Raw genomic sequence first — 13,253 nt, forward strand, 5'->3', positions numbered from 1 at the left:
ACATCCACCTCTCTAGTCAATCGCCCTATTTGGCGCTTTTTTGAACCTCAGAATGAACCTTGGTTGGAAGTCCCCACAACTTAATAAAGCCAACAGCCGCATCTTGGTCAAAGGTATCCGCACTAGTATACGTCGCCAAATTTTCATCGTAAAGAGAATTTGGTGATTTCCGAGCCACGACCTGAGCGCTTCCCTTATAGAGTTTAACTTTTGCAGTCCCATTGACAACTTTTTGAGTCTCTTTAATATAAGCAATCAAGGCTTGCGTAGCCGGACTAAACCACAAAGCATTATAAATGAGATTTGATAATTCATTTTCTATAATTGGTTTAAAATGAGCCACTTCTCTCACAAGCGTCAAATCCTCAATTTCCTTATGAGCTGTCAGCAAGGTCACTGCACCTGGACACTCATAGATCTCTCTTGATTTAATCCCAACCAAACGATTTTCCACGTGGTCAATCCGTCCGACCCCATGTTTTCCAGCTATTTCATTGAGTTTTTGAATTAAATCTGCCAATTTTATCTCTTCTCCATTGAGGGAAACTGGAACACCTTCACTAAACTCAATCTCAATGTATTCTGGCGTATCTGGAGCTTGCTCTGGAGAAGTTGTGATGCCAAAGGCTTCTTCTGGAGCCTGATTCCATGGATTTTCCAAAATACCACACTCATTGGCACGTCCCCAAAGATTTTGGTCGACAGAGTAGGGATTGTCAAGGTTAGCAGGAACAGGTACCCCATTTTCCTTAGCATAATGAATTTCTTCCTCCCGAGACCATTTCCATTCACGAACTGGCGCAACCACTTTTAAATTGGGATCCAAGGCTGCAATCGATACTTCAAAACGCACTTGGTCATTCCCCTTACCTGTACAACCATGAGCAATTGTAGTCGCTCCTGTCTGATGCGCTATTTCAACCAATTTTTTAGAAATCAGAGGGCGGCTCAAGGCAGATACCAAGGGGTACTTTTGTTCATAGTAGGCATGTGACTGAAGAGCCACTAGCACATAATCTGTAGCAAATTCGTCCTTAACATCAATGACATAAGATTCGACTGCCCCAACCTTGAGAGCCTTATCATGGATGAAATCTAAGTCTTTCCCTTCACCCACATCCATACAAACTGCAACAACATCATAATCTTTCTTTAACCATGTAATAGCAACTGATGTGTCCAAACCGCCAGAATAGGCCAAAATTACTTTTTCTTTACTCATATTCTTTTCCTTCTTTCTATTTTTCAATGGATGCTTTAAAGGCATCCTCAATGAGTTTGTCTAATTCCCCAGACTCCTTCAACTTTTGAATGGTTTTATCGACTGCCTCTTTCAATTCCTTACTATCTTTTTTCATGGCGACCGCGTAGGAATCATCTTGCTCTTTTTCAAAATTGAGGTCTGCGATTGCTAAATCAGGATTATTTTCCACAAATCCCTTGGCAACTGGTTCTTCAAAAATAACGGCATCCACTTGCCCTGATTTTAAATCTGTGATTAAATTCCCATTTTTAGGCAGAGATACGAGGGAAGAATTTTGTAGCAAATCTTTCGCCATTGTCTCTTGAATCGAACCTTTCTGCGCTCCGACCTTTTTCTGCGCCAAGTCGTTTACAGACTGATAAGTAGCCAAGTCAGATTTTTTGACAATGAGCTTATTTTTTGAAGTATAGTAGGGAATGGAAAAGTCAAACACCTTGCTCCGTTCATCTGTCTTAGAAACACCAGATATGGCAAGATCGGCTTTTCCTGATTGAACACTAGCCAGTACATTGTCAAAACTCATGGGAGATAGTTCCAATTCGACACCTAGTTCTGTTGCGATAGCCTTGGCTAATTCGATATCTGAACCCACAATCTGATTTTTCCCATCAACCACTTTTTGGTATTCAAATGGAGCAAAATCTGGATTGAGGGCTACAACCAATTTTCCTTTGGACTTGATGGCTTCAATTCCAGCCGATTGATTGTTACTACAAGCAAATAGTAGGGGGAGCATCACTAAACCAAACATCGTCATCAACACCTTCTTCATCTTATTCATAACAAAGCCTCCTTTATGTTTATTCTTTTTTGTTGTATAAATAATACTCCTATACTCATCGTTTGTCAAGCCTAAATTGAAAAAATTTTCAATTTGAAACAAAAAAACCTAGAAATACTACATAAAAATGTCATTCCTAGGCGTATTTATGCTATTTCTCTCTGGAAAACATGAGTATTCAGCCAGTCAAAAGAAGCCGAACGAACTCATTTCCCCTCGCCCAATTCAATGATACGATGACATTGTTGGGCTACATAAGCATCGTGGGTCACAATAATAACTGTTTTCCCCTCGCGATTCATCTCTAAGAGAAACTTCAAGACCAAATCTCTATTTTCAGGATCCAGAGAACCTGTTGGTTCATCGGCTAAAATCAGCTGGCTGGGTTTTAAGATGGCTCTAGCAACTGCAATTCGTTGTTGCTCCCCACCAGACAACTCGGAAACCTTTTGATGCAAAGTAGCTGACAAACCTACTCTCTCTAAAATCTCTTCCACCTTTTTGAGCTTGTCTTTCTTGGACAATTTCACATATTTCAGTGCCAGCATGAGATTGTACTCGACCGTTTCATCATCAATCAGGGCAAAATTTTGAAAAAGATAAGAGATATGTTCACGGATTATTGTTTGTGACTTAGCAGAATTGACTGCTAGATTTGTCTGACCAAAAATCTCATACCGTCCGCTATATTCACCATCTATTAAACCTAATAAATTTAACAAGGTCGACTTACCACTACCACTTTTTCCAACGATGGCAACCAAATCTCCCTGATCAATCCTGAGAGACAAGTGATCCAAAATCACTTTTCCCCCAATGGTTTTGGTAATATTTTTCAACTCAATCATAAGATGCCCCCTTTCAATAACTCTACTAGACTTTTTTTCTCCATCCTAGAAGCCAAGGCTAACACAAATAGTATATCTAAACATGTAAAACCTGCAAACAGTAGAAGTGGCAGGAGCGCACGGGCAAAGAAAATCAAGACTAGAAGAGGCAGACTATAGCCCAGCAAGAGCAGAACGAGGAGAGGACGGTAGCGATCGACCAGTTTCCACCCCATAAACTTCTTGGTAATGATATCCCTGCGCTTCAACAGGAAAGTGGTAACGAGTAAAAAGTAGGAGACAATCATACTGAGAAGAGCAAATAAGGCAAAAAGAACGTTAAAATTACGAACAGAATCCCGATAGGTATCAACTATCTCCTCTTGAATTGCTTGAATCGATGAAAATTTTAAATAGCTACCATCAGATAAGTTATCGACTAACTCCGTAATCACTTTTTGATTTTGTTCTGTATTTTCAACTTTCATCGGATTGTTTAAACCTGTCGTTGACAAGTGAGTCTTTTCTTCCCACATCATGTCTTGATCATTTACCAGACTAATGATTGGATTGTGGAGATTTTCCTTTCGCTCATTATTATAAGGGAAGAAAGACCAATCTCCTTCATAGTAGGCAATTTCTACATCCATATCTTCTACCCTTTGCTTTTGCTGATCTTCATACCTCATAGAAAGATAGGCGATGGATTTTCCCAAGAACTGATTCTTGACTTCTTGTCCTTTGTCACTGGCTGGCAACAAAATCACCTTTTTAGTACCGGTATCTGGTAACTTGAATCCCTTGCTCTTTAGAAAATTGCTATTAGCATAGTAAACATCTACCTTATCAGGCAGTTGGTAGTTCTGCACTTGTTCAGCTTTGATGACTGGTTTGATGGGAAGACTCGCACTTCGCACATAGTTTACTTGTGTTTTTGCTAGCAAGTCTTGATAAAATTGGTAGAAATAATCTGTAGATTTCCCTGACCCTGCTAGCTCTTCTTGCCACAGATTATCATTGAGTTTGAAGGTTTCTAAGGTCAGGTAATTACCTTGGCTTACCCACTGTTGCTGATAAGCAAGTTCTTTGTTTTCTTGTTCTAAACTTCTGCCCACCCCAATCAGTAAGGCCGTCAGTAAAATAGTTGTCCCTATTTTCATCACATAATTGAAGATGAGACCAAGTTTGACAGATGAAAAACCTTTCAACATGGAACTGACTGTCATTTTCTGAATCATCAGGTAGGTCAGCCAACTGATGAACAAATACAACTGTAAAAGTAGAAATTGGGATAAGAGTAAACTTGGGAACAGAAGTTTTGGTCTGTAGTCCAGCACTAAAAATAGTCCCAAGTCAATGATAAGACTTCCACCCAAGAGAAGATAAAAATTAGTCTTTACAAAACCAGCTAAAATCGCCCTGCTTTGGAAACCAAGTAACTTTTGAACCCCCACTCGTTTCATCTCCATCATCGGCTGATAAACTGTCATTAAAATCACAAACAAGATTGCCAAGATAAAGATAATGATAGATAGTAACAACTCTTGATTTAGCACTCCAACCTGACTTCGGTAAGTGGGTTCTAATAAAATCGTCTTATCTATCTGGAAAAAATCACTCCACTTTTGTAGAATGGTATCGCGATCTATCTCTTTGCTGGAGGTAATCATGTAGCGCCCATTTACAGTATGGGATTTATCCTCAATATAGGATTGGAAGGTCTGGAGTCGAATGAGTTTCACCTTTAACAAGGTGGGAATGGTTCCTAGATTATTGGGAAGATCCTGGTTGCTGTAGACCCCCTTCTCATTCTTTGAAAAATCAAGAGAAGTCAGACCGAACTCCTGATAGGGGAAGGTTTCCTTATTAAAAACACCAGCCTTGACGGCTTCATCGCCATTATCTACTTTGATAATAGAGACCTTGTCTTGGCTTGCAACCTCTTCAAAAAACTGGAGAATCGTTTCTGTCGGTTTAATGACATCTTTCAAGTACAAGTCAAATGAATAAGTTGTCTTGCCCATCTCCTGAATCCGCACTATTTCACGTGTAACATTTACATTCAGGACAAAAAACGTAGTACACAGCAAAAGCAGGAGCATACAAAGATGACTGATTTTTTTCATAGAGATACCTCCCGTGAAGAGACGAAAGCGAGATAGGTGCAGGTACTTTTTATTTTTTACTAAATTTTAAATAGGTGTAAATAAATCCTGCACTTATAGCCAAAGTTGTCCACCATTTAAAATCAATATGCAAAAGTGAAAAGATTATAAAACTGATGAACAGCGAGGCTAAAATATAAACAATGATTAAAATTTTATTTTTCATAGGAATTGCCTTTCTGAATGGATTCTAGTGTTTACAGCTCATTTGTAAAGTTTACAATAAACAACTAGGGCAATTGTCAATCAAAATGTCCGTTTATCTGTCAATAATCCGAGAAAATCTTGTCTCTTTAGGTCTGAGAAATGTTTGGTAGAAAGACTTCCTTTTTGAAGTCCATCATCTCTAACCTGCAAATAATAGCTATGTTGGCTTGTTTTAATTGTCAAAAAATCGCCAAATACAAAAAATTTTTTCCAGTTACGAATCTCAAATTCTTTCATCTCTGATTTTGGAATGCGGATAAGTCCTTGCCGCAAATCACGATGATGCTCACTTGTGAAAGTCATCCCATTCCCAAGATTTCTTATCAGCAGTTCATCTGGAGTTACCATCACCAGCGCTATTTTAGTTAAGAAAATTTCAACTGTTGGTGGTAAAATCGCCAAATTAAACCAGGGATGTAGGTAGCGATAAGCTAAGAAATAGTGAGGCTCCTCACCCAATCCTAGTTGTTTATATAATGTCTTGACCTCACTGTCTAATCTCGCTTCAAAAGACACATCCGAATGCTCTTCTTCCTTCCTCTGATTAAAATAACGCATCCATACTAGGAAGCTTATAAAGGCTAGGACAAATATTCCTGATAAAAGATATTTTAAATTGTAGTTCATTACTTAACCTCCTGATTAACTTTTCCGCCTAAAACAGAGGCCTATCTATTTTGAAAATAGTTCCATAACAACTTTAAATAAGACGGGTGTCATTAAAATTAGGATAATTCCTATCACAAATATCATGACTACTCGAAAAAGTTCCTTATTTTTAAACATTTTTCCACCCCTTTTCTAGCTACATCATTATAGTCATTAAGCTCATTCTAAAATTACATCAAGCTTATTTTACTTTTATTTTCTACTTTTTATATTACTATGATACAATATTTTTAATTGAATTTTATTATTTGTTAACTTTTTTCACAAAAAGGAGAAAACCCATGCGTTATGATTTCGGAAAAGTCTATAAAGAAATACGTGAATCAAAAGGATTGACCCAAGAAGAGGTCTGTGGGGAGGTTCTCTCAAGAACCAGCTTATCAAAAATTGAAAGTGGTAAAGCAACTCCCAAATATGAAAATATGGAGTTTCTTCTCCGGCAAATCAATATGAGTTTTGAAGAGTTTGACTATATCTGCCACCTCTATCAACCGAGCCAACGAACAGAAATCATGCAAACCTATCTCAATATGAGCTCTATCATTGGCAGCAGTAGTCTAGTTGATTTTTTTGAAACATGCCAAGACTACCTCAAGACCCACCACGACCTGCCTATAGAAGAAATAAGGGATATGCTGGAAATTGTCATTCATATCCGTCAACATGGTACAGAGCAACTGTCAGACCAAGTGAAACAGATTGTCAAAAAACTTTGGGAAAAAATTGAAAAACAAGATACATGGTATGAAAATGACCTAAAAATCCTCAATACCATCCTTTTCAGCTTTCCTATTGAACACCTCCATCTCATCACTGGAAAAATCTTGCAACGCTTGGAAGTCTATAAAAACTACCAACATTTATATGACTTACGAATGGCAATCCTACTCAATCTGTCCACCATTTACTTATACCATCAAGACAAAAACATGTGTCAACAAATCTGCTATACTTTACTAGAGGACGCCAAGAACAAGAAAAGCTACGATAGGCTTGCTATCTGCTATGTCCGTATTGGAATTTGTAGGGATGATGCTAAACTTATTCAAAAAGGTTTCTCACTTCTAGAGCTGATCGAGGAAACTTCTATGCTGTCTCATCTCAAAAAAGAAGTGGAGACCTATTATCAACCGAAAGAAATATAAAAAGTCGAGGGATTTCCTCGACCTTTTCATATTATTCTGTTCGTTATTTCTTAATACCAGCCGTTATTAAGCCAGAAGTTTTTAGCGGCTGTCCATGAACCGTAACGTCCTGCAACATAGGCATCTGCTACACGTTCTTGGTTTTCAGCTGAGTAGTCACCGTTCAAGTATGAATCTGTCAATTGGTAACGTCCGATATAACGTCCGTTTGTAGCTGTATAGCTACCACCTGATTCTTTTTGAGCGATCCATTCTTTGGCTTCTGCTTCAGATCCGCCTACAGTTGAAGCAACAGTTTCTTCTGCTACTGTTTCGCTTGCTACTGGAGTTTCCTCCTCTACCTCTGTAGTTTCTGCTACTGGAGCTGAAACAGCCTCATCTTGGGCAGCTGGAGCTTCATAAGTCGTTGAAGCTGATGCTACTGGCGCTGCTGGACCATCGATAACCAACTCTTGACCAACATAAATCATATGGATGTTGTCAATGTGGTTGTTTTCTGCCAATTTCTCAACTGTTGTGTTGTGAGTTTCAGCGATTTCTGAAAGTGTATCACCTTCTTTAACAGTGTAAGTTGATGATTCTTGAGCAGATACAAATGATGGAGCAAATACTGCAAACAAGGCAGCTACTCCTGCAAGAGTTGTTTTAATCTTTTTAGTTGTTGATTTCATATTTGAAAATTCTCCTTCTTTCTATAGTTCTATCATACCCTTTAAATATTACCGTTTCTTGACACTTTTATGTAGAAATATTACAAAATTATTTTTTATTTCCCTAAATAATGTGTTTTTTGTCATAAAAGATACTATTTTTATGCTATTTGAGGTATTAGAAAGGTTTTCATCCACAATTAAAGTCAAGACCTTTATTCTTTGATATAATAGAGATAAGAATTTTTATAAGGGGAAACTGATGAAATCACTTCGTTTTCAATCTGTCTTTGATATCATCGGACCAGTTATGATTGGCCCATCTAGTAGCCATACAGCTGGTGCTGTTCGTATTGGGAAGATTGTCTCTTCCATTTTTGATGATACTCCGACAGAAGTCGAATTCCAACTATTTAACTCATTTGCCAAAACCTATCGTGGTCACGGAACAGACCTAGCCCTTGTTGCAGGTATTTTGGGCATGGATACAGATGATCCTGAAATCCCAAACAGCCTGGAAATTGCCCACAAGCGTGGCATCAAGATTGTCTGGACCATTCAGAAAGACAGCAATGCTCCTCACCCAAACACCACTAAAATTACCGTCAAAAATGCTCACAAGACCATCAGCGTAACTGGTATTTCTATCGGTGGAGGGAATATTCAGGTCACCGAACTCAATGGCTTTGCCGTCTCTCTCAATATGAATACACCGACTATCATTATCGTTCATCAAGATATTCCAGGTATGATTGCCCTCGTAACAGAGGCTCTTTCACGCTATGGTATCAATATCGCCCAGATGAATGTTACTCGTGAAAAAGCTGGTGAAAAAGCCATTATGATTATCGAAGTTGACAGTCGCAACTGTGATGAGGCTATCGAAGAAATTCGAAAAATCCCTCATCTCCACAATGTCAATTTCTTTAAATAGGAGGAAGCATGTTTTATTTTATCAAAGAATTGGTCGAGCAAGCAGATCTGGACTTTCAAGGAAATGTCGCAGAACTTATGATTACAACTGAGTTTGAATTGACCGGTCGCGAACGTGAAGAAGTCCTCCTTCTCATGGAACGCAATCTGGAAGTCATGAAAGCCTCTGTCCAACTTGGCCTCAATGAAAATAAATCTCGTAGTGGCCTGACAGGTGGAGATGCTGCCAAGCTGGATCACTACATCAAAAACGGAAAAACTTTATCAGATTATACAATTCTCTCTGCTGCCCGCAATGCTATCGCTGTCAATGAACACAATGCCAAAATGGGCTTGGTCTGCGCTACTCCGACCGCAGGAAGTGCTGGCTGTCTCCCTTCCGTTCTCACTGCTGCTATTGAAAAATTAGACCTCAGCCACGAGCAACAGCTGGATTTCCTCTTTGCTGCCGGTGCCTTTGGACTAGTCATCGCAAACAATGCCTCTATCTCAGGTGCTGAGGGCGGTTGCCAGGCCGAAGTCGGCTCTGCCTCTGCTATGAGTGCTGCAGCTTTGACTCTGGCTGCCGGTGGAACACCTTATCAGGCCAGTCAGGCCATTGCCTTTGTCATTAAAAATATGCTGGGCCTCATCTGTGACCCTGTTGCAGGTTTGGTCGAAGTTCCCTGTGTCAAACGCAATGCCATGGGAGCTAGCTTTGCATTTATCGCAGCAGACATGGCCTTGGCAGGTATCGAATCTAAAATCCCTGTGGATGAAGTTATCGATGCCATGTACCAAGTGGGTTCAAGCATGCCAACTGCCTTTCGTGAAACAGCTGAAGGTGGACTCGCTACCACCCCTACTGGTCGTCGCCTCCAAAAAGAAATTTTCGGAGAATAAGCTTATCAAATAGGAGAAACCATGACCTCTATCACAGCGATTTTTTTCGATCTGGATGGAACCCTCGTTGACAGTTCTATCGGGATTCACAATGCCTTTACCCATACCTTTAAGGAACTGGGGGTGCCTAGTCCTGATGCCAGAACTATTCGTGGTTTTATGGGACCGCCCCTCGAAAGTAGTTTTGCGACCTGCCTGCCTAAAGAACAAATTTCTGAAGCCGTGCAGATATACCGTTCTTACTACAAGTCAAAAGGCATCCATGAAGCTCAACTTTTCCCTCAAATTGTAGAATTGCTTCAAGAACTATCTAAGAATTACCCTCTCTACATCACCACTACAAAAAACACCCCAACCGCTCAAGACATGACTAAGAACTTGGGAATCTATCATTTCTTTGATGGCATTTATGGTTCCAGCCCTGAAGCACCCCATAAGGCAGATGTCATTCGCCAAGCCTTGCAGACACATCAACTAGCACCAGAACAAGCCATCATCATCGGAGATACCAAGTTTGATATGCTTGGAGCTCAAGAAACAGGCATTCAGAAGTTGGCCGTCACTTGGGGATTTGGAGAACAAGCAGATCTACTAAACTATCAGCCTGATTATATCGCCCATACCCCCTTAGAGGTTTTAGAGTATTTTCAATAACATAGACTGGGTAACGACTCTATTTCAGAAGAAAATGGAGCAAGTCTCTACATAACAAAACGCATATTACCAAGGTTCTTATGAACAACTTGATAATATGCGCTTTTCTTTTTTATTCAACGTGGGTGGTTTGATTGGCAAAGGCGATAATGGCTTGCTTCAACTCATCTCCACTGAGAGTGCGGAACTCTTCAATCTTTTGATCGATGGCTTCTAGAGGCATGACATTAACCTTACCAACGAAAATCTTATCCATAACCTGATTATCAACCAGTTCTGTTGACACCAAGAGTTCTTCGTAGAGTTTTTCACCTGGGCGGATTCCAACTTCAACGATTGGAATTTCGCTTTCGGTATGTCCACTTAGAAGGACCATTTTCTTGGCCAAGTCATAAATCTTGACTGGTTTGCCCATATCAAGGATAAAGACTTCCCCATCCTTGGCATAAGCACCAGCGTGAATAACCAAACGGCTAGCTTCTGGAATGGTCATAAAGTAACGAGTCATGCGGAAGTCTGTGACCGTTACAGGCCCGCCTTCAGCAATCTGGCGTTCAAAGACTGGAATGACACTACCACGGCTACCAAGAACATTCCCAAAACGAACTGCACAGTAGGTTGATTGGCTACGTTGGTTAAAGCCAGTGACAATCAACTCAGCCACGCGCTTGGTTGCTCCCATAACATTTGGTGGATTAACCGCCTTATCTGTCGAAATCATAACCATCTTAGGTACTTTGGCTTCATCAACAGCCTTAGCAACGTTGTAAGTTCCACGGATATTGTTTTTGAAGGCTTCTTTTGGATTGCGCTCCATCATAGGAACGTGCTTGTGGGCAGCTGCATGATAAACAATAGCTGGCTTGTACTGCTTAAAGACTTGCAACAGACGGTCGTAGTCTTGAATATCTGCGATAACTGGCACATAATCAATCCCTTGGAACTTACGAATCAATTCATGATACACAAGGTAGATTGAATTTTCCCCGTGACCGAGCAAGACAATGCGTTCAGGATTGAAACGGCTAACTTGGCGACAGATTTCAGAACCGATTGAGCCACCAGCACCTGTAACCAAGATTGTCTTACCTGTCAGTTCTGCTCCCAGACGCGATTCGTCAAGACGAATTTCCTGACGGCCCAAAAGGTCTATGATATCAATTTTTTGGAACCCAGTACCTGCTTGGTGAAGTCCTTGAACAACAGTTTCAACATTAGGCATCTTGTAACATTTGACATCCAGCTTATTACACATCTGCAAGATACGCTCATATTCTGACGGATCAAGTGACGGAATCGCAACGATAACACGCTCGATTTGATGACGTTTAGCTAATTCAGGCAGATCATCATATGAACCCAAAACAGGGATTCCACCAAGTTTTTGGCCCTTTTTCTTAGCATCCTTGTCCAAAATACCGACAAGTTCTAATTCACTAGTTGGATGTTGGTAACTATCCATAAAGAGAGCTCCACCATCACCGGCACCAATCAAGAAAGTACGGCGGTGTTCTCCATCACCACTTCCTTTTTTGCGTCTGGAGTAGATTAACTGCCAAGTAATCCGTGGCAATAAAATCAAGAAGGTACTCAACAAGATAAAGAGAATGATAAAACGGATGGAGAAGAGTGGCAAGAAGGCATAGCAGATACTATATGACAAGACACTGCTCGCAGTCACACCAAAAAAGATTTTCATGAAATCCGTAATCTTGCTGTAACGACTAATACTCGCATTCAATCCCCAAAATGCAATCATCAATTGATAGAACAGGAAGGCCAAACTCGTATAGATAATGTAGTCAACAGGTGCTGGATTAATCAATCCGTAGAATAAGATATAAGATACAATGATGGAAACCACCATACTGAAAATATCAAATATTCCCCAGAAAACCTGTTTTTGTTGTTTATTTAAAATTTCCACCAGATCAATCACATAATCTGTGAGTTTTTTATTCATAGAAATTTACTCCTCCTTAAAAGAGCCGGATGATTATGCTCAATGAAAATCAAAGAGCAAACTAGGAAACTAGCCGCAGGCTGTACTTGAGTACGGCAAGGCGACGTTGACGCGGTTTGAATTTGATTTTCGAAGAGCATTATATTGTTATTATAACACTTTTTCTCTAGTTTACGATTTGCTACAATCTTTTAATTGCTTTTTCTTAACAGTTTCATAAAAATAAACTGTCTGACAAATCCTGGACAAAGGGCAACAATCATCTGAATGGCAACACTCTTGGCATATTCCATGTAAGAAATTTGTCCTCTCTTCAGCATCCGTTGACGAGCCTGACGATAGAGTTTGAGGTAACGCAGTCCCCCACGACGCTCAAACATCCCTGCTCCGACACGAACCTTACACAAGATTTGATCCAGATTTCCAGTCTTGGCTCCTGCAGCAATCATGTTGAGCCAGAGGAGGTCATCCTCCATATAAAGGCCATCTTCATAATTGCCTGCCTTGAGAACCATATTCTTCTTGAACATAACAGTCATGTGGTTAAAGGCACTTCTCATCCTTTGATAAGCTACAATATCTGCATGCTGGGTTGGAACACGACGGTAAGAAACAATCTCATCAGGATTATCAATAAATTCTGCAATATGGCCACCTAATAGGTCAAGATTGTCCTTCTCCATTAACTGAACCTGTTTCTCAAAACGATCTGGAACAGCTATATCATCCGTATCCATACGGGCAATAATATCATACTGGCACTGTAAAACACCGTATCGAAGAGCCAGACCCAAACCTTGATTTTCTTCTAAGGGGCAACGTTTCACTGGAATATCAGACTCAGCTTCAAGCTGGTCTAATACCTGATAGAGCTCAGGTGTCAAAGGCCCATCCTCAACCAGAACCAATTCGCTCGGTTTCAGGGTCTGATTTTGAACACTCTCAATAGCATCCTTTAAAAATGTCGGATTTTCCTTGATATAGACCGACATCAATACGCTGATTTTTTGCTTTTCAGACACAGTTTTTCTCCAATGTATAGATTTCCTTCCACTATTTTATCATAATTTTCAAGACTTTCCCATTTTTATCTTGAAAGCCAGAAACCTTACT

At 40.0% G+C, this 13,253-nt stretch carries 12 protein-coding genes; 4 read left to right on the forward strand and 8 right to left on the reverse strand.

The genetic code is table 11. The annotated features are described in order from the left end of the window. Positions 1-25: 25 nt before the first annotated feature. From SMSK564_RS10410 to SMSK564_RS10425, 5 genes are all read right to left on the reverse strand, one after another. Positions 26-1,222, reverse strand: coding sequence for an argininosuccinate synthase (locus SMSK564_RS10410; RefSeq protein WP_000031919.1), 1,197 nt, complete (start codon positions 1,220-1,222; stop codon positions 26-28). A 16-nt stretch (positions 1,223-1,238) separates the two neighbouring features. After that, entirely contained in the window at positions 1,239-2,045 is an 807-nt protein-coding gene (locus tag SMSK564_RS10415) for an ABC transporter substrate-binding protein (protein ID WP_001038472.1), read from the reverse strand. 206 nt (positions 2,046-2,251) lie between these two features. After that, positions 2,252-2,893, reverse strand: a complete 642-nt coding sequence (locus SMSK564_RS0102920; RefSeq protein WP_000571322.1) for an ABC transporter ATP-binding protein — start codon at positions 2,891-2,893, stop codon at positions 2,252-2,254. Beyond that, complete coding sequence (locus tag SMSK564_RS10420) at positions 2,890-4,998, reverse strand: amino acid ABC transporter permease (RefSeq protein ID WP_000723964.1); 2,109 nt, start codon at positions 4,996-4,998, stop codon at positions 2,890-2,892. Before SMSK564_RS10420 ends, SMSK564_RS0102920 begins: the two co-directional genes overlap by 4 nt. Before the next feature lie 285 nt (positions 4,999-5,283). Then, positions 5,284-5,871, reverse strand: a complete 588-nt coding sequence (locus tag SMSK564_RS10425) for a hypothetical protein (RefSeq protein ID WP_001108791.1) — start codon at positions 5,869-5,871, stop codon at positions 5,284-5,286. 323 nt (positions 5,872-6,194) lie between these two features. Between SMSK564_RS10425 and SMSK564_RS0102925 the strand changes: the two genes are divergently transcribed. After that, a complete protein-coding gene (locus SMSK564_RS0102925) occupies positions 6,195-7,058 on the forward strand; it encodes a helix-turn-helix domain-containing protein (RefSeq protein ID WP_001268146.1) in 864 nt (287 codons plus the stop codon). Positions 7,059-7,108: 50 nt separating this feature from the next. Here the strand turns inward: SMSK564_RS0102925 and apf are convergent, their stop codons facing one another. After that, positions 7,109-7,729, reverse strand: coding sequence for an aggregation-promoting factor (gene apf, locus SMSK564_RS10435; protein WP_000843465.1), 621 nt, complete (start codon positions 7,727-7,729; stop codon positions 7,109-7,111). A gap of 241 nt (positions 7,730-7,970) precedes the next feature. Between apf and sdaAB the strand changes: the two genes are divergently transcribed. From sdaAB to SMSK564_RS10450, 3 genes are read left to right on the forward strand one after another with little or no spacing between them, the layout of a single operon-like run. After that, positions 7,971-8,642, forward strand: a complete 672-nt coding sequence (sdaAB, locus tag SMSK564_RS10440) for an L-serine ammonia-lyase, iron-sulfur-dependent subunit beta (protein WP_000838912.1) — start codon at positions 7,971-7,973, stop codon at positions 8,640-8,642. A gap of 8 nt (positions 8,643-8,650) precedes the next feature. Continuing rightward, positions 8,651-9,523 carry an L-serine ammonia-lyase, iron-sulfur-dependent, subunit alpha gene (gene sdaAA, locus SMSK564_RS10445; RefSeq protein ID WP_000499143.1) on the forward strand — a complete coding sequence of 291 codons (873 nt, stop codon included), beginning with the start codon at positions 8,651-8,653 and terminating at the stop codon, positions 9,521-9,523. A 21-nt stretch (positions 9,524-9,544) separates the two neighbouring features. Beyond that, positions 9,545-10,177, forward strand: a complete 633-nt coding sequence (locus SMSK564_RS10450; RefSeq protein ID WP_000200885.1) for an HAD family hydrolase — start codon at positions 9,545-9,547, stop codon at positions 10,175-10,177. A gap of 112 nt (positions 10,178-10,289) precedes the next feature. Here SMSK564_RS10450 and SMSK564_RS10455 read toward each other — a convergent pair whose 3' ends face one another. Then, on the reverse strand, positions 10,290-12,140 hold the full coding sequence (locus tag SMSK564_RS10455) for a polysaccharide biosynthesis protein (protein ID WP_001035690.1): 1,851 nt from the start codon (positions 12,138-12,140) through the stop codon (positions 10,290-10,292). A 191-nt stretch (positions 12,141-12,331) separates the two neighbouring features. Next, positions 12,332-13,162, reverse strand: coding sequence for a glycosyltransferase (locus SMSK564_RS10460; protein ID WP_001291456.1), 831 nt, complete (start codon positions 13,160-13,162; stop codon positions 12,332-12,334). Positions 13,163-13,253 lie beyond the last annotated feature (91 nt).

Origin of the sequence: Streptococcus mitis SK564 (genome assembly GCF_000148525.1) — a bacterium.
GTDB lineage: Bacteria > Bacillota > Bacilli > Lactobacillales > Streptococcaceae > Streptococcus > Streptococcus mitis_H.